Genomic DNA, 17567 nt, shown 5'->3' with positions numbered 1-17567 from the left:
TCGGAGGGCACAGCATGGAGACGTTATCAACCAAGTCCAGGGCCGCTCGCTTACGGGCCGATACCGTGGCGCTCAGCCTGTTTTTCATCAGCGCATTGCTCGTGCTATGGGTCGCCATCCGCTACGGCGGCTCGTGGCCAGACTACAGCGATATGACGCAAAGCCTTCCTCACCCGATTGCCTGGCTACGCTGGGTGCTGGGAGATATCAGTGAAGTCGCCTTCTACAAGCATGAGCTGGCCTCCCTTGGCCTGCTGGCCGGCGCGTACCTGGCCTGGTGGGCAAGTACGCGCGATAAGGCCTGGCAAGGCTTTTCGATTTGCTACGGCAGCGGAGTATGGCCCTGGCTGGTGACCAGCTCACTGCTCGGCCTGCTGCTGAGCAATCTTCTATGGGGCTGGAGCGTCACGGCGCAGACGTGGCAACCGACATTCGCAGCGTTTGTTTCATTACCGGCCGCCATGGTGCTGATGTTTGGCGGCGGCTGGAAAGTGACGATCAATGGGGCGGTAATGGGAGCATTACTGGTAACGCCGATGTGCCTGTTGATCGTGAACTTCATGTGTGTGCCGCTGGGCCTGCCCGCGGTGATCGGCAACGTGCTGGGCATGGCGCTGGGCAGTGTGGTGGCGTTTGTACTTTGCCGTCACCTGCCCTCGCTGGTGCGCTCGGACTACCTCGCGCCGACCCGACCAACCCCTGCCAAACCGCCCACCTACGGCGTGGTCTGGAGCGCGCGTCGGGTATTGGCGGATTTTTCCGAAGCGCCGTTCTTCGGCAATGAGTGGGCCAGCCTTGGGCTGATTGCGGGCGTGTTGCTGGCTTATGCACTGAACCCAGTCAGCCCGGCCTATGGCTCGGGCCTGGTTCTGCCACTGCTTGGCGCGCAAGCCCTGACATCGTCGCTGGGCGTGCTGATCTGGAGGCAGCAGTGGATCAAGCGCGGCTGGTTCCCCACCTATGTACCACTGGTATCGGTAGTGCCCGCGGCCGTGTTGACCCATGGCGGCAGCTGGATGGTCATCGGCTCCAGCGCGCTGTTGGGCGCGCTGATCGCACCGCCATTGGCCTGTGCAATTGCAGCGCGATTGCCGACACATTTTCATCCGTATATTGGCAATGTGATTTCAATGGCACTGAGTACGCTCCTGGTGGTGCCGCTGGTGGGCTGGTTAAACGAAATGTAAAGACAGCACCACCGAATCCGACATCAACCGCAGACCTCTGTGGCGAGCAGGCTTGTCCCAATGCCGTTCAGTTAAGCGCAGATTCCCTGTGGCGAGCAGGCTTGTCCTGCGTTGGGCTGCGCAGCAGCCCCAAAACCAGGCGCTGAGCGGTGTCAGGTACACCGCGTTTTGCTGGATTGGGGGCGCTTCGCAGCCCAACGCAGGACAAGCCTGCTCGCCACAACCGCTGTCACAGCCAACCGACCTCAATCGTCGCGCGTCAACACTTCCAGCAACTCGATCTCAAAGCGCAGGTTGCTGTTGGGCTTGATGTGCGCGCCCATCGACCGTTCGCCATACGCCAGATGCGCAGGCACGAACAAGGTGCGCACGCCGCCCACCTGCATGCCCATCAGGCCCTGGTCCCAGCCCTTGATCACACGCCCGGTGCCGATGACGCACTGGAATGGCTTGCCCCGCTGCCAGGACGAATCGAACACCGTGCCGTCTTCCAGGGTGCCGGTGTATTGGGTAGTGATCAGCGCGCCCTTGACCACGGCTTTGCCGGTGCCCGGTCGTGTGTCGGTAATCTGCAATTGGTCGTTGTTCATGGGGTCCTCATTGACGAATACGTGTGACGAGTACGCCAGCACCGGCGTGGGAACGATCAAGCCATCCGCCTATAACCACCGCCAGAATCGGCTCCACCACCCCCGCCCCAGGTCATCCTTGCACCCGGCGTACTGTCGCGCATACATCTGCGAACGCGCCTGCACCTTGCCCGCCACCGGCAGCAGCCACGGCTTGCCCGCGTAGGTGCGCTGACGGTAGCCGCCCCACCCTTCGTGGTAGTTCAAGTATTGGCCGTAGGCGTCGTATTTGTAGACGCCATTGATGGTGTAGGTCTTGTCCATGTACCAGCCGACGAAGTCGATGGCATCGTCGAAGTCTTCACGATCGGCGCCGCTGCGGCCGGTGCTTTTGCGGTAGTCGTTCCACACTTCATCCTTGGCCTGGGAGTAGCCGGACGCGGTGGAGACGCGGCCCCAGGGGATGATCCACAGCAGGTATTTACGCGGGGTCTTGGCGTCGTGGCGAAAGCCCGACTCCTGATACATGATGGCGAACGGTATTTCGATGGGCACGCCCCAGCGCTTTTGCGTGACCTTGGCGGCGTCGTACCAGTCGTCCTTTTCGCGAAAGATGGCACACAGGTCGTTGGGACTGCGCGGCGGTGAAGTGCCGCACGCGGCCAGTAGGGAGGTGAGGACCAACAGTCCGGCAGCTTTGCCTGCGCTCAAGGGGCACCTTTGCGTGATATGCGAAAGGCGCCCATTTTACGCACTCATTGACGCGAATGCCGACTGCTCATCGCGCCTCCAGCGCCCGCGCCACAAACGTGGAGCGGGCGCTGGCTGGATCAGGCCAGTGGCACGCGACGGCTGGTCAGCGCGAAACGGCCCACGAAGAAGCTCAAGGCAGCGCCCAGCAACAGCATCGCCAAGGTGCTCCAGGCAGCGCGCGACAGTTGCTTGGCGGCCACTTCACCGGCTTCGCGAGCTTTCTGTTCGGCTTGCTGCTTCAACTGCTCAACCTTCTGCATGGCTTGCTGATAAGCCTGGGCATAGTTGTCGACGATCTGGGTGGCTTCTGCCTTGCTCTTGCCAGTGCGCGCGGCAACGATATTGACCAGTGCTTCCTTGTCGGCAGCGTTCAGTGCAGGTTCGCCCGACGCTTTGACGCGTTCGAACCACTGCTTCAACTCATCGCCTGCCTGGGCAGGATTGTTCGCGGCATCGGTTGCAGACTGCTTGCCATCAGCGGCGGCCTGGTCGGTTTTCTGCTCGACGTTGGACGGGTCCAACTCAGGCTTGCCGGTTTGCTTGAGCAAGGTATCGAGTTGACCCTGCAGGCTATTCCAGTCCAGTTGGATGCCTTGCTCGTTCAGTTGCTGCTTGATGCTGTCACCGATGCCCGGTGCGGCGGCGGCGATACCGCTACCGGCAGCCGACAGGCCTTTGCCCACTACATTGCCAGCGGTGCCGACCACGCTCGAGGCCAGGCCTGCCAGCAACCAGGTGGTGAACAGGGTGGTGAGGGTCCAGGTCAGCACGCCGTGCAGACCGCCGCGATCCGGCGCGGTACGCCCGGCCACGAATGCGCCAACAGCGATGGCCACCAGCGTCGAAACAAACAGCCAGATCCCGGCACCGGTGCCGAAACCACTCAGCGGATTACCCGCTTCCATCGGGTTGACGGCGCTGGCGCCGATTGCGGTGCCGAGCACGCTCAAGACCAGATAGGTCACCAGTGCAATTGCACTACCGGCCAATACCGAGCTCCAGGACACGCGAAACAACGAACGGTTGGTTTCATAGACAGTGGTCATACAAGAGGTCCTTCACAGGTTATAGGAGCAAGGCAATGTGCCTTGATGTTGTGAGTGTGGCGAAACGACATACGTTCAGTCCCGGCCCATCTGCACTAGATTGACTGGTGCATTCGCACCTGCACGGGATGATTTTTTCTGCACGTTCGCGAACCTCCCCTGTCGTAGTTTCATGCACTTAAACATCGGAGAGCCCATGACACAGGACGTTCTTGCCAAAGAAACCAACCGCCGCCAATTGCAGCAGATCATCTCGGGATTGTCCGATGGCGTGATCCTGGCCGAGGTCGACCAAACCATTCTGTGGGCCAACGAAGCCGCATTGGTCATGCACGGCGTCAGCGATGTGATGGGGCTGGGTAGCGACGGCCTGCAATACGCCGAACGCTTTGCCCTGCGCTATCGAAACAATCACCCGCTGCAGGCGGACAACTACCCCCTCGCCCGCGCCGCCGCAGGCGATGAATTCAGCGACGTGGTGGTCGAAGTCACGTCCACCGCCGACCCGGACAAAACCTGGGTGCACCGCCTGCGCAGCCTGGTGATCGCCGATGCCAAGGGTGAGCCGGAACTGCTGGTGCTGATTCTCAGCGACGCCACCGAGTGGGCCAGCGCCGAGCAGCGCTTCGAAAAAACCTTCAACGCCAACCCGGCGCCCGCCGTGATCTGCCGCCTGAGCGACCTGCGCTACATCAAGGTCAACCAGGGCTTTCTGGAAATGACCGGCTACACCCGCGACCAGGTCATCGGCAAGTCCGTGTATGAACTGGACGTGCTGGAGCAGGCCGAGCGCAAGGACCTGGCGATCCAACGCCTGGGGGAAGGCGCGACCATCCCGCAGATGCAGGCCGAACTCAAACTGCCCGAAGGCGGCAGCAAACTGGTAGTCGTCGCCGGGCAGCCGCTGGACATGAACGAGGAAGACTGCATGCTGTTTTCCTTCATGGACCTGGAGCCACGGCGCAAGGCAGAAATCGCCCTGCGCCAGAGCGAGGAACGCTTCGCCAAATCCTTCCGCCTCACGCCCGTGCCGACACTGGTGTGCAACGCCGACAACCGCCAGGTGGTGGACGTCAACGAAGCGTTCATGAACATCACCGGCTACATCAGCGAAGAGCTGATCGGCAAAGCCATAGAAGAGATCGACTTTATCGACAGCGCCTCGGCCGGCGCGCAGTTGTTCGCCACCTTGGAAAAAGCCGGCAACCTCGACGGGCAAGAGTTGAAAGTGCGCAAAAAGGGCAATGAAGTGATCGACTGCGTGGTGTCCGCCGACACCGTGAGTATCGAAAACGTGCCCTGCTACCTGCTGGTATTGATGAACATCACTGAACGCAAACGCTCGGAGCTGGAACTGGTGGCGGCCATCGAAGAGGTCATGCAGGATGCCTCGTGGTTCAGTCAGACCCTGATCGAGAAGCTGGCCAACGCCAAAAGCGTCAACAGTCCCAATCAGCCGAACGTGGCCTTCACCGACCTCACCGCGCGCGAACGCGATGTGCTGGGGCTGATCTGCGAAGGCCTGGCCGACAAGGAAATCGCCTCGCGCCTGAAGCTGGCACCCAACACGGTGCGCAACCACGTGGCCACGGTGTATTCCAAACTGGGGGTACACAGCCGCAGCGCGGCGATCGTCTGGGCCCGTGAGCGCGGGCTGTTTGCCGGAGAATTGCGCCTGAAAAACAAGCCTTAGGCATGCAAATGCACTAGTGCTACTAGTGCGAATTCGCCTTCTGGCGCAGGGGCGCGATCAATAACCTTGAAGGGACCGCATTGAATGCCCTGAAGGAAACTGCATGCTCACCGTCTCTCAATTGCGCAATTGCATCGAGGAAGGCCTGTTGCCGTTAACCTGTGAGTTCACCCTGTGCCGGGATGCGTCTCTGACGCTCAAGGTCTACGACGCCGAAACCGGCCGCGTGGACCTGGTGGTCACCGGGATTACCACCAACCGGCTGCACACCCCGGAGGAAGTGGCCAGGATGGTTGAAGAGTTGCGTTACGAACTGCAAAGCAACAACGTGGGCAAGCTCACGCTGGACGATTGGCCCTCACTCACGCCCCGATAACCCCCCCTCTCCCGACGATAAACCCCCTCATCTGTACGAAGGTAACGCGACCCTGCCGGCCGGTTACCTTGATGCAGAACGCTGCGCGCGATTATTTCTTCGCTGGGGTGATCTCAAGAATGGTGCCGTTGGTGGTCTTGAGCAGCACATACTTGTCGGCTGCCTTTGCCCACTGGTTGTCTTCACCTGGGTTCTTGAGGCCACGTTTTTCCCAGTCTTTTATGGCCGACTCCTTGCGCATAAGGATATCCGGCGCACGGTCGCCCTCTTTCAAGTCACGGGCATTGATGCTGGAAGGCTGCACGGTTTCCTGGGGGGTATCACCGGCCTGGGCGACAAAGCTGGCGGTGGACAGGCTTGCAGCAACGAGAACACAGGCAACTAGGGATCTGGACTTCATGGGGGTACTCCTTCAATTAATGACGCGTACCTAGATTCGGACCTCAGCCGCGTGGAATCATTCAGGCCATGTTCTTGCGGCAAGCCCAGCCCTGATACCGTTCAGTTAAACGCAGATTCCCTGTGGCGAGCAGGCTTGTTGTGGCGAGCAGGCTTGTCCTGCGTTGGGGTGCGAAGCGCCCCCAATCCAGCAAAACGCGGTGTACCTGATACGGCTCAGCGCCTGGTTTTGGGGCTGCTGCCCAGCCCAACGCAGGACAAGCCTGCTCGCCACAGGATGGTATTGATCCCTGGTACTTGTTGCCCGCATGAAATTTATCCTGTAATTTTTCATGAATTTTATCGACATTAATTTCATGAACCAACAAGAAGAACTCGCCACCCTCGCCGCCCTGATCCACGACCTGCGCAAACACAAGAAACTCACCCTTGTGCAGCTGGCGCAAAAGATCGAGCGCTCCGTGGGCTTTCTGTCCCAGGTTGAACGCGGCCTGTCACGCCCAACCGTGGCCGACCTCACCGCCATCAGCCATGCCCTCGACGTGCCCACCACCTATTTCTACAGCCTGCCCAAGCCCAAGGCGGTGGACTGGGTCACGCGCCCCAATGAGCGGCGCACGGTGTATTACGCCAATGGCATCACCGACATCCTCGTCTCGCCGAGCATGAACGGCGCCTTCTCCATGCTCGACAGCCTGCTGGCGCCCGGCGCCAACAGCGGTGAACAGACCATGAGCGACCGCGCCGAGCAGGCCGGCTTCGTGCTCGAAGGCGAGCTGACGCTGTGGGTGGAGGGCGAGGCCGACAGCGTCACCCTCGGCCCGGGCGACAGTTTCCATCTGGCCAGTTTCGCCCACTGCCGCTACGCCAACCTTACCGATGTGCCTGCCCGCGTGCTGTGGGTGTACAACTAGGAGCAACCCCTGTGAAAACCCCGCCCTGTGCGTTGCTGGCCGAAGTCCGCACGTTTCGCCAGAACCACCCCGATGTGCGCTATGTCGACCTGATCGCCCTGGACATTCCCGGGCATTTCTACGGCAAGCGCTACCCCGTGGAGATGCTCGAAAAAGTCGCTGCCGGCAGCCCCTTGAAGCTGCCGCAGAACGCTGTGCTGCTGGGGGTTCAGGGCGGGCTGTTCAAGATCGGCGATTACTGTTTCAACGACGGCGACCCGGATGCCAATCGCCGCCTCGTGCCGGGCACGCTCAAGCCGGTGAGCTGGGAGTCGCAGCCCCTGGGGCAAATGCTGATCACCTCCGACGGCACCGACGCGCCCATCGAGTTCGAGCCCCGCGAGGTGCTGGCCAGGGTGCTGCAGCGCTTGCAGCACAAGGGCATTCACCCGATGGTGGCGTTCGAGCTGGAGTTTTACCTGTTTGATAAAAAGCTCGCCAACGGCCTCCCGCAATTCCCCCGTGATCCGCTGAGCGATGATGCAGACGACCAGCCCAATCTGCACATCGAGCGGCTGTCGCGCTTCGGCGCCGTGCTCGACGACATGGCGCAAACCGCCAGGGATCAGGGCATCGACAGCACGGTGATCACCGCCGAGTTAGGTCCCGGCCAGTTCGAGATCAATTTCGGCCACTCGGACGACGCCCTGCGCGCCGCCGACTGGGCTGCCCTGTTCTGCCGCAGCACCCGCGGCGTGGCGCTCAAGCATGGCTACCGCGCCAGTTTCATGGCCAAGCCCTACCTGCAATTTCCCGGCAGCGGCATGCATGTGCACATCAGCCTGTACGACGGTGCGGGCAACAACCTGCTGGCGGCGCACCAGCAACAACCACTGCGCCACGCGGTGGCCGGCTGCCTGCAATTGCTGCCCCACTGCATGCCGATCTTCGCCCCCAACCACAACGCCTTGCGCCGCCTGGGCGGCACGGTCAACGCCGCCACCCGCGCCAGCTGGGGCTTCGAAGATCGCGACGCGTGCGTGCGCATCCCCGAGTCCGACCCGCGCAACCTGCGCATCGAACACCGCCTGGCCAGCGCCGACGCCAACCCCTACCTGGTGCTGGCGGCGATCCTGGCCGGACTCGAACACGGGCTTGAAACCCGGCAAGAGCCCATCGCCCCGCTGAACGACGACCGCAGCAGCGGTACCGACTTCCCCGTGGAGATGCTCGATGCCGTCCGCGCCATGCAGCATCACAGGGTCGTGCGCGACACGCTGGGCGCGGAGTTTGTTGACGTGTACTGCGAGAACAAGCGCCAGGATCATCTGGCGTTTCAGCAGGAGATTCATGCGCGGGAGTATCGCTGGTTCCTCTGAACCTGGCGTTGTTCTTCAGGGACGAAAATCACCTTTTCAAGCGATTACAGGCTTGTGGCGAGCAGGCTTGCCCTAACGCCGTTCAATTAAGCGCAAATTCCCTGTGGCGAGCAGGCTTGTCCTGCGTTGGGCTGCGCAGCAGCCCCAAAACCAGGCGCTGAGCCATATGAGGTACACCGCATTTTGCTGGATTGGGGGCGCTTCGCACCCCAACGCGGGGCAAGCCCGCTCGCCACGAGAAATGTGATCGCCACAGAGGCTGCAACTGGCTGCACGACAGCGCCAAGCTTCCCGCATTTTTTACCGGTTTAGTCAGTAGACGCGCCGAGCAACAGCGCTTGCTCCCGTGCGCACAGTTCCACCACGTAATCCCACAACAGCCGCAGCCGCACCGATTTATGCAGTTCCCGGCGTGAGCTGATCCAGTAGCTGCGCTGAATGCCTTCCTCCGGCAGCAGCGCGACCAGGTCCGGGTCGTCGGCGGCCATGAAGCAGGGCAGGACGGCGATGCCCAATCCCGAACGCGCCGCCTGATGCTGGGCGATAACGCTGGTGCTGTGAAACACCACTTTGGGGGTGCGGCAGAAGCTGCTGAGGAACTTGAGTTCCTGGCTGAACAGCAAGTCGTCGACGTAATCGATCCAGGCATGGGCCGCGAGGTCTTCGCGCTTTTCAATCGGCGGGTGGCGGTCCAGGTAAGCGCGGCTGGCGTAAAGCGCCAGGCGGTAGTCGGTGAGTTTGCGGGTGACCAGTTGGTCGACGCTGGGGCGCTCCAGATGGATGCTGATCTCCGCCTCGCGGTTGAGGATGCTGACGAAGCGCGGCACCGCCACCAGTTCCACTTCCAGACCTGGATAACGCTCAAACAAGCCGCCCATGCGCCCGGCGAGGAACATCACGCCCAGCCCTTCCGCCACGCCCAGGCGAATCTTGCCCAGGGGCGCGGCGGCATGGGTGAGTTCGTCTTCGGCCAGCAACGCAAGGTTTTCCATGGCTTCGGCGTGCTTGAGCAACGCTTCGCCGGCAGGCGTCAGTTCATAGCCCTGGGCATGCTGCACAAACAATGCGGTGCCGAGGCTCTTCTCAATCGCTTCGATATGCCGGGCCACCGTGGCGTGCGTGGTTTTCAGGCGCTGCGCGGCGGTGAGCAGGCGGCCGCTGCGCTGCAACTCAAGAAAAAACCGCAGGTCGTTCCAGTCGAACATGTCGCCTCCATTGCGTGGCATCGGGCAGCACTGTTTAAAAACGCACAGCAGCTGGGCAAAAACTAACATTTTTAAGACGAAAACTAACAACTAGGATGGAACCAATAAGAAAAACAAGCGAGACCCCAGATGCCTCTTGCAACTGCGCAATACGATTACGTGGTGGTCGGTGCCGGCCCCGCAGGCTGTTTGCTGGCCAATCGACTGTCCGCCAACCCAGCGCACCGCGTGCTGCTGCTGGAAGCCGGCGGCCGCGACAATTATCCCTGGATTCACATTCCCGTCGGCTACCTGTTCTGCATCGGTAACCCACGCACCGACTGGTGCTTCAAGACCGAAGCCCAGGCAGGCCTGCAAGGCCGTGCACTGAGTTATCCACGGGGCAAGGTGCTGGGCGGCTGCTCGTCGATCAACGGCATGATCTATATGCGCGGCCAGGCCCGGGACTACGACGGCTGGGCGGCCGCAGGCAATCCCGGCTGGGCCTGGAAGGACGTACTGCCGCTGTTCAAGCACAGCGAAAACCATTTTGCCGGTGGCTCTGAGTTCCACAATGACGGCGGCGAATGGCGCGTCGAGCAACAGCGTTTGCACTGGCCGATCCTCGATGCCTTCCGTGATGCGGCGGCGCAGAGCGGCATCGCACCGGTCAGCGATTTCAACCAGGGCGATAACGAAGGCTGCGGGTATTTCCAGGTCAACCAGAAGGCCGGGGTGCGCTGGAACGCGGCCAAAGCATTTCTCAAACCCGTCCGCCAGCGGCCCAACCTCACCGTATTGACCGACGTGGAAGTTGATCGCGTGGTACTGGAAAACGGTCGTGCGTCAGCCGTGGTCGGCCGTCAACATGGCCAGCAGATCACCTGGAAAGCGCACAAGGAAATCGTGTTGTGCGCAGGTGCCGTGGGCTCGCCGGGCATCCTGCAGCGCTCGGGCATTGGCCCCTCCAGCGTGCTCAAGCCGTTGGGCATCGAGGTACTGCATGAGCTGCCGGGCGTCGGCGGCAACCTGCAGGACCACCTGCAACTGCGGCTGATCTACAAACTGGAAAACGCCCGCACCCTCAACCAGATCGCCGGCACCGTGTGGGGCAAGATGGGCATGGGCCTTCAATACCTGTATGACCGCAGCGGCCCGCTGTCGATGGCGCCCAGTCAGCTCGGCGCGTTTGCCCGCTCGGGGCCGGAGCAGACCTCGGCCAACCTGGAATATCACGTGCAGCCGCTGTCCCTGGAGCGCTTCGGTGAGCCTTTGCATGGGTTCCCGGCGTTTACCGCATCGGTCTGCGACCTGCGCCCGCAGAGCCGCGGGCGTATCGATATTCGCTCGGCCAACCCGGCGGACGCGCCGCTGATTCAGCCCAACTACCTGAGCCATCCCGAGGACCTGCGCGTGGCCGCCGACGCCATACGTCTCACCCGACGCATCGTCGCCGCACCGGCGCTGAGCCAGTTCAAACCGGTGGAATACCTGCCGGGCGATGTGTTGCAGACCGAAGAACAACTGCACGAAGCCGCCGCCCGTATCGGCACGACGATTTTCCACCCAGTGGGCACCTGCCGCATGGGCAGCGACAAAGACGCCGTAGTCGACGCACAACTGCGGGTGCACGGCGTACCAGGGCTGCGCATTGCCGACGCCTCGATCATGCCGCGCATCACCTCCGGCAACACCTGCTCACCCACGCTGATGATTGCCGAGAAGGCCGCGCATCTGATCCTTTCACCGCCCACAAGGAGCCTCGCCCCGGAGAAAGAACGGGTTTACGCAATCTGAACAGCGGCGTCGCCTTTGACGCCGACAGTGGAACAACAATAAATAATCACTGTGAGGACTACCCGATGTCAGACCATGCTCAACCGCTCGGCGCCGCACTGCCTGCCAGCGCCGGCAACGACTCCAGAAAAGTCATCTTCGCCTCCTCCCTCGGCACGGTGTTCGAGTGGTATGACTTTTTCCTCTACGGCGCCCTGGCGGCCGTGATCAGCAAGCAGTTCTTTGCCGGGGTCAACGACACAACGGCGTTTATCTTTGCCTTGATGGCGTTCGCAGCGGGCTTTGTGGTACGCCCGTTCGGCGCGTTGGTGTTCGGCCGCCTGGGCGACATGATCGGGCGCAAATACACGTTTCTCGTCACCATTATTCTGATGGGCGTGGCCACGTTCTGCGTCGGGCTGTTACCGACGTACGCCAGCATCGGCATCGCGGCGCCGATCATCCTGATCCTGCTGCGCATGCTGCAAGGCCTGGCACTGGGCGGCGAATACGGCGGCGCCGCAACCTACGTGGCCGAGCACGCACCCGCAGGCAAACGCGGCCTGCACACCAGCTGGATCCAGTCCACCGCCACCCTCGGCCTGCTGCTGTCGCTGCTGGTGGTGCTGGCCTGCCGTTACTTCACCGGCGATCAATTCGAAGTGTGGGGCTGGCGCATTCCGTTCCTGTTCTCCATCGTGCTGCTGGGCATTTCCACCTGGATCCGCATGAGCCTGCATGAGTCGCCTGCGTTTCTGAAGATGAAGGAGGAAGGCAAGGCCAGCAAGGCGCCGATCCGTGAGTCGTTCGGCAAATGGGAAAACCTCAAGGTGGTGCTGATCGCCCTGTTCAGCATCAACGGCGGGCAAGCGGTGACTTTCTACGCGGCGCAGTTCTATGTGCTGTTCTTCCTGACCCAGTTCCTGAAAATGGACCCGGCCCTGGCCAACATGCTGCTGATCATCAGCGTGGTGATCGGTGCACCGTTCTTTATCTTCTTTGGCTGGCTCTCGGACAAGGTCGGGCGCAAACCCGTGCTGATGCTCGGCCTGCTGCTGGCCACTGTGCTGTACTTTCCGATTTTCAAAAGCCTGGCGCACTACACCAACCCGGCGATGGACCAGGCCAGCCGACAGGCGCCGATCACCGTACTGGCCGACCCTGCCACCTGCACCTTCCAGTTCGACCCGGTGGGCAAGGCGCGGTTTGACAGCCCCTGCGACAAGGTCAAGACCTTCCTCGTCAAGCAGGGCCTGCCCTACACCAGCGCCGCCGCACCCGCCGGCAGCCCGGTGCAGGTGAGCGTGGGTGACGTGCGTATCGATGGCTTCGACGAAGCCGCCCTGCGCGGCGCGGTAACCCTGGCCGGCTACCCGAGTTCGGCGGATGTGGCCCAGGTGAACAAGGTGATGGTGGTGGTGCTGATCGTCGCGCTCATCCTGATCGCGGCCATGTGCTACGGCCCGCTGGCGGCGCTGATGGTGGAGCTGTTCCCGACGCGCATCCGCTACACCTCGATGTCCCTGCCGTATCACATCGGTAACGGCTGGTTTGGCGGGTTCCTGCCGACAGTGTCGTTCGCGCTGGTGGTCTACACAGGGGATATTTTCTACGGGCTGTGGTACCCGGTGGTGGTGACGGGTGTGAGCCTGATTGTCGGGATGTTCTGCCTCAAGGAAACGCGCCACGTGGACATCGATAGTAATTAGGAGCTGCATGGGGCGAGCGGCAAGCGGCAAGCAAGAGCGGATCGGTGTTGTCTGTGCTTGCAGCTTGAAACTTAAAGCTGTACATCCATACAGATAATGGTTGCTCAATTGCTCTCGACTCAGCATCCTGCAAGGCATCAATCCGATCTGATGTGATGACCATGCGGCTGTACCTCTGTGAAAAACCCTCTCAGGCCAAGGATATAGCGGCCGTGCTCGGCGCCAGTCGCCGCGGCGACGGTTGCTGGCTGGGCAACGGGGTTACCGTCACCTGGTGCATCGGCCATTTGCTGGAAACCGCCCCGCCCGACACTTACGACGCTAAATACAAACGCTGGGTACTGGCCGACCTGCCGATCGTCCCGCAAAAATGGAAAATGCTGGTCAAGCCCAAGACCGCCAGTCAGTTCAAGGCGGTCAAGCGCCTGCTGGGGGAAGCTCAAGAGCTGATCATTGCCACCGACGCCGACCGTGAAGGCGAGATGATTGCGCGTGAGTTGGTGGAGCATTGTCGTTATCGCGGGCCGATCCAGCGGCTATGGCTGTCGGCCCTGGACGACGCCTCCATCCGCAAGGCCCTTGCCGCGCTCAAGCCCGGCGCTGAAACCTTCAGCCTGTACCACTCGGCCCTGGGTCGCTCGCGTGCCGACTGGCTGATCGGCATGAACATGAGCCGCCTGTTTACCTTGCTCGGCCGTCAATCCGGTTACCAGGGCGTACTGCCGGTCGGTCGCGTACAAACCCCGACCCTGCGCCTGGTAGTGGACCGCGACCGCAGCATCGCCGATTTCGTACCGGTGGCTTACTGGGCCATTGATGTCGACCTGCGCCACGACGCCATCACCTTCACAGCTCAGTGGCGCGCCGCTGAAGATGCCTGTGACGACCAGGGCCGCTGCCTCAACCCGCAACTGGCCCGTGACGCCGCCCAAGCCATGACCCAGGCTGCCAGTGCGCGGCTGGTGAAGCTGCGCACCGAGCGCATGCGTGAGGTAGCCCCCCTGCCCTTTGACCTCGGCACCCTGCAGGAAGTCTGCTCGAAGAAGCTCGGCCTGGGCGCCCAGGAAACCCTGGATATCGCCCAATCCCTCTACGAGACGCACAAGGTCATCACCTACCCGCGCAGCGACTGCGGCTACCTGCCGTTGAGCCAGCACAGCGACGCGCCGAAGATTCTCGCGGCGCTGGGCCGGGCGGATGCCGCAGTGAACGAACTGATGCCCCATATCGACCCCCAGCGCCGCTCGCGGGCCTGGAACGACGCCAAGGTCAGCGCCCACCACGGCATCATTCCCACCGGGGCCGGCAAGGATCTCGGGCAACTCGCCGGCAAGCAGCGAGCGGTGTACACGCTGATTCGTGCGCGCTACCTGGCGCAGTTCCTGCCCAATCATGAATATGATCGCACCCAGGCCGATTTCGACTGCGCCGGCCAGGCGTTGCGCGCGGTGGGCAAGGTGGTGATCGAGCCGGGATGGAAGCGCGCACTGCCCGAAGCACTGGCCCCCGCCAAAGGCCGCGAAGCCCCTGCGCCCCAGGCGTTGCCGACGCTGGCGCAAGGTCGGGACTACGTGGTGGCCAGGGTCAACCTCAAGGACCTGTGGACCCAGCCGCCCAAGCCGTTCACCGAAGGCGATTTGATCAAGGCGATGAAGAACGTCGCCAAACTGGTGCAAGACCCACTGCTCAAGCAAAAACTCAAGGACACCACTGGCATCGGCACCGAAGCCACCCGCGCCGGAATTATCCAGGGCCTGCTGGACCGCGGTTACCTGGTTAAGAATGGCAAGGCGCTGTCGGCCACGCCGGCGGCGTTCAGCCTGATCGACGCGGTGCCCCGCGCCATCGCCGACCCCGGCACCACCGCCATCTGGGAGCAGGCGCTGGACATGGTGCAAAGCGGCGAGATGAGCCTGGAGGAATTCGTCGCCAAACAAGCGGCCTGGATGAGCAAGCAGGTGGCCCGCTGCAACGGCATGCGCATGACCATCACCGGCCCGGCCAGCCCGGCAGGCCGGGGCGCCGCTCCCTGGAAAAACAAACGCAAGAGCGCCCCGCGCAAGTCGGGCACCCACGTCAAACGCGCGAAAAAGCCACCCACTGCGGGGTAAAACACAAAAAAATCCGGCGAATGACGTTTTTCGACGGGTTTAACGCCGCTTTGGACCTTGCCCGGTTGCGGGCCGTCTAGGATTCTGTAGGACCCTGACTAAACAACAACGATATCGGAGTGGCCGCCATGAAAACCGTTGCACAACTGCTCAAAGCCAAGGACCAGAAGCATCACGACGTGCATACCATTCAGTGGGACCACACCGTGTTCGAAGCACTGGTACGCATGTCGGAAAAAAACGTCGGGGCCTTGCCGGTCGTCAAGGACGGTGCGGTGGTGGGGATCATCAGCGAACGTGACTACGCACGCAAACTCATCCTCAAAGGCCTGTCCTCGGTGACCACACGGGTCGATCAGGTCATGAGCTCGCCGGTCATCACCGTTGAGCCCCATAAAAGTGTCGATGAGTGCATGAACATCATGACCGACAGTCACCTGCGCCACTTGCCGGTGGTAGAAGATGGCAAGCTGCTGGGCTTGCTGTCCATTGGCGACCTGGTCAAGGAAGCCATTGCCGAACAGACAGACCTGATCAGGCAACTGGAGCAGTACATTCGCGGCGAATAGGGGAACCCATGCTCGACACGCTGGAACATCTTGCCGATCAACTCGACACCCTGCACCGGGCGATGAGCGAACGGCGCTTTCTGGTACTGACCGGCGCAGGCATCAGCACCTCATCGGGCATTCCCGACTATCGCGACAGCGAAGGCGTGCGTCGGGGCAAGGCGCCGATGATGTACCAGGAATTCCTCGCCACACCCCAGGCGCGCCGTCGCTACTGGGCACGGGCGATGCTGGGCTGGCCGAAGGTGCACATCGCGCAGCCCAACGCGGCCCACCTGGCACTGGCCACCCTGCAACACCGCCAGCGCATCAGCGGGCTGATTACGCAAAATGTCGACACCCTGCACGATCAGGCCGGCAGCCAGGATGTGATTGAGCTGCATGGCAGCCTGCATCGTGTGCTGTGCCTGGATTGCCAGCAGCGCAGCCCACGCGATGGAATCCAGCGCCAGATGGAGATCGACAATCCCTACCTCGCCCAGGTACACGCCGTGCAGTTACCGGATGGCGATACAATGCTCGACCCCACATTCGAAGAACGCTTCCAGGTGCCTCGATGCCCCCGTTGCAATGGCGAGCGGCTCAAGCCCGACGTGGTGTTTTTTGGCGAGAATGTGGCACCGGTTACAGCCGCCAGGGCCATGACGGCGGTGGAGCATGCCGATGGGCTGTTGGTGGTGGGGTCGTCGTTGATGGCCTATTCGGCGTTTCGCCTGTGCAAGGCGATGGTTGAACAGGGCAAGCCGGTGATCGCCATCAACCTGGGCAAGACCCGCGGCGATGAGCTGTTGCAGGTGAAGATTGAAGCGTCCTGTGAACATTTACTGCCCTTGCTTGCCGAGCAATTGAGCTAGCAAAAACACCCACCAAAAATGCCCTGTGGCGAGCAGGCATTGTCCCAATGCCGCTCAGTTAAGCGCAGATTCCCTGTGGCGAGCAGGCTTGTCCTGCGTTGGGCTGCGCAGCAGCCCCAAAACCAGGCGCTGAGCCGTATCAGGCACACCGCGTTTTGCTGGATTGGGGGCGCTTCGCACCCCAACGCGGGGCAAGCCCGCTCGCCACAAAATGGGCTTGCCACCGAGGCGACCCGCCACTCCAAAAGTGACGCCCAGGTCACGTTTTTACGCATTCTCCCGTCGCCAAAGCATTTTATGTAGTGATCAAAAATAATCACTACATAATCGTTGACGCAGCGTTTTTGTCCTTGCATGATCTAGACGTCTCCCGCATCGGGAGCGTTGGTAACACGCGTTTTGAGAGCACTCGTCTGACCGCCGAGCTGTTTTTTCCGGATGTGCACTGCCCACAAGGCAGATTGATGAAGCTGACCTGCCCCGAAAGGGATGGGTACAGGCGCTCAAATGCTGCCTGTCTTCGTTATGAATGCATTGCGTAGCAGTTCATCAGCAAGACTACATGCATCAGTTTCAAGACCCTGCCCGTACTTGGCAGACCGTCACTGACGCCCGGTTTTCGAGCCGGAGACAACTAAGCAGTTTTAACGGAATTAACGGATAGATCACCAACTGGTCAAGGGGCTTACACATGAATCTGAACAACCAACCCACTATCGATGAATTGGCTGAGATGTTCGCCGCGCAAAAAGACACACTCGACGACCATATCCTGTGGGTGGAAAAGTCGGGCGAAGTGAAAATTGATCGTCTGGCGCCTCACTCCGAAGAAGCCGAGTTCGACCGCAACCACCGTGAACTGGCGGCGCGCCTGAAGATGTACCGCCGCGGCCAGGGTTATGTCGGCAAGAAAGCCGCCGCCGATCGCAACTTTATCGAACAGGTATTCGACACGATCAACAATGCCTGGCGCTCTTTCAAAGACAGCTCGCAAGTTAAAGTCATTGATCGTTACTACTAACTAAGTGCAACTTCAGGGCGCCGGTTTGCCTGCTCCCTGAAGTTATTG

17 protein-coding genes are annotated in these 17567 nt (G+C 61.4%); 11 read left to right on the top strand and 6 right to left on the bottom strand.

The features are described 5' to 3' along the window. Positions 1 to 14: 14 nt before the first annotated feature. Entirely contained in the window at positions 15 to 1187 is a 1173-nt protein-coding gene (locus H045_RS06370; protein WP_015371769.1) for a hypothetical protein, read from the top strand. 245 nt (positions 1188 to 1432) lie between these two features. Here H045_RS06370 and H045_RS06365 read toward each other — a convergent pair whose 3' ends face one another. From H045_RS06365 to H045_RS06355, 3 genes are all read right to left on the bottom strand, one after another. Further along, entirely contained in the window at positions 1433 to 1777 is a 345-nt protein-coding gene (locus tag H045_RS06365) for an FKBP-type peptidyl-prolyl cis-trans isomerase (protein WP_003232796.1), read from the bottom strand. 69 nt (positions 1778 to 1846) lie between these two features. Next, a complete protein-coding gene (locus H045_RS06360) occupies positions 1847 to 2467 on the bottom strand; it encodes a transglycosylase SLT domain-containing protein (protein ID WP_015371768.1) in 621 nt (206 codons plus the stop codon). Positions 2468 to 2586: 119 nt separating this feature from the next. Beyond that, on the bottom strand, positions 2587 to 3555 hold the full coding sequence (locus H045_RS06355) for a hypothetical protein (protein WP_003232798.1): 969 nt from the start codon (positions 3553 to 3555) through the stop codon (positions 2587 to 2589). Between the two features lie 196 nt (positions 3556 to 3751). On the opposite strand from H045_RS06355, the gene H045_RS06350 reads away from it, so the two are divergent. Both H045_RS06350 and H045_RS06345 read left to right on the top strand, forming a co-directional pair. Then, positions 3752 to 5248, top strand: a complete 1497-nt coding sequence (locus H045_RS06350) for a helix-turn-helix transcriptional regulator (RefSeq protein ID WP_003232801.1) — start codon at positions 3752 to 3754, stop codon at positions 5246 to 5248. A 103-nt stretch (positions 5249 to 5351) separates the two neighbouring features. Continuing rightward, positions 5352 to 5624 carry a DUF1652 domain-containing protein gene (locus H045_RS06345; RefSeq protein ID WP_003232802.1) on the top strand — a complete coding sequence of 91 codons (273 nt, stop codon included), beginning with the start codon at positions 5352 to 5354 and terminating at the stop codon, positions 5622 to 5624. Positions 5625 to 5715: 91 nt separating this feature from the next. On the opposite strand, the gene H045_RS06340 is transcribed toward H045_RS06345, so the two are convergent. Together H045_RS06340 and H045_RS25015 are read right to left on the bottom strand one after the other, a co-directional pair. Further along, positions 5716 to 6024, bottom strand: a complete 309-nt coding sequence (locus H045_RS06340; RefSeq protein WP_003232805.1) for an RcnB family protein — start codon at positions 6022 to 6024, stop codon at positions 5716 to 5718. A 61-nt stretch (positions 6025 to 6085) separates the two neighbouring features. Beyond that, positions 6086 to 6391, bottom strand: a complete 306-nt coding sequence (locus H045_RS25015; RefSeq protein WP_157225355.1) for a hypothetical protein — start codon at positions 6389 to 6391, stop codon at positions 6086 to 6088. On the opposite strand from H045_RS25015, the gene H045_RS06335 reads away from it, so the two are divergent. Both H045_RS06335 and H045_RS06330 read left to right on the top strand, forming a co-directional pair. Further along, positions 6380 to 6937, top strand: coding sequence for a helix-turn-helix domain-containing protein (locus H045_RS06335; protein WP_015371767.1), 558 nt, complete (start codon positions 6380 to 6382; stop codon positions 6935 to 6937). The genes H045_RS25015 and H045_RS06335 overlap by 12 nt on opposite strands. An 11-nt stretch (positions 6938 to 6948) precedes the next feature. Continuing rightward, a complete protein-coding gene (locus tag H045_RS06330; protein WP_015371766.1) occupies positions 6949 to 8295 on the top strand; it encodes a glutamine synthetase family protein in 1347 nt (448 codons plus the stop codon). A gap of 308 nt (positions 8296 to 8603) precedes the next feature. Here the strand turns inward: H045_RS06330 and H045_RS06325 are convergent, their stop codons facing one another. Then, positions 8604 to 9500, bottom strand: a complete 897-nt coding sequence (locus tag H045_RS06325) for a LysR family transcriptional regulator (protein WP_003232810.1) — start codon at positions 9498 to 9500, stop codon at positions 8604 to 8606. A gap of 129 nt (positions 9501 to 9629) precedes the next feature. Between H045_RS06325 and H045_RS06320 the strand changes: the two genes are divergently transcribed. The 6 genes from H045_RS06320 (at position 9630) to H045_RS06295 (ending at position 17519) form a co-directional block, all read left to right on the top strand. Continuing rightward, complete coding sequence (locus H045_RS06320) at positions 9630 to 11276, top strand: GMC family oxidoreductase (RefSeq protein WP_015371765.1); 1647 nt, start codon at positions 9630 to 9632, stop codon at positions 11274 to 11276. Between the two features lie 65 nt (positions 11277 to 11341). Further along, on the top strand, positions 11342 to 12964 hold the full coding sequence (locus tag H045_RS06315; RefSeq protein ID WP_003232814.1) for an MFS transporter: 1623 nt from the start codon (positions 11342 to 11344) through the stop codon (positions 12962 to 12964). A 161-nt stretch (positions 12965 to 13125) separates the two neighbouring features. Next, on the top strand, positions 13126 to 15075 hold the full coding sequence (locus H045_RS06310; RefSeq protein WP_041931602.1) for a DNA topoisomerase III: 1950 nt from the start codon (positions 13126 to 13128) through the stop codon (positions 15073 to 15075). Between the two features lie 128 nt (positions 15076 to 15203). Continuing rightward, complete coding sequence (locus H045_RS06305) at positions 15204 to 15644, top strand: CBS domain-containing protein (RefSeq protein ID WP_003232819.1); 441 nt, start codon at positions 15204 to 15206, stop codon at positions 15642 to 15644. Between the two features lie 8 nt (positions 15645 to 15652). Continuing rightward, entirely contained in the window at positions 15653 to 16498 is an 846-nt protein-coding gene (locus H045_RS06300; protein ID WP_015371763.1) for an NAD-dependent protein deacetylase, read from the top strand. 691 nt (positions 16499 to 17189) lie between these two features. Next, the gene (locus H045_RS06295) at positions 17190 to 17519 is read left to right on the top strand and encodes a hypothetical protein (protein WP_003232823.1); all 330 of its coding nucleotides are present in this window, start codon (positions 17190 to 17192) and stop codon (positions 17517 to 17519) included. The last annotated feature ends 48 nt before the right edge of the window (positions 17520 to 17567 follow it).

Origin of the sequence: Pseudomonas poae RE*1-1-14 (genome assembly GCF_000336465.1) — a bacterium.
In the GTDB taxonomy this organism is placed as follows: Bacteria; Pseudomonadota; Gammaproteobacteria; order Pseudomonadales; family Pseudomonadaceae; genus Aquipseudomonas; species Aquipseudomonas poae.
Note: the sequence above shows the minus strand (reverse complement) of the source record. Positions and strands in the feature narration are given on the sequence as shown.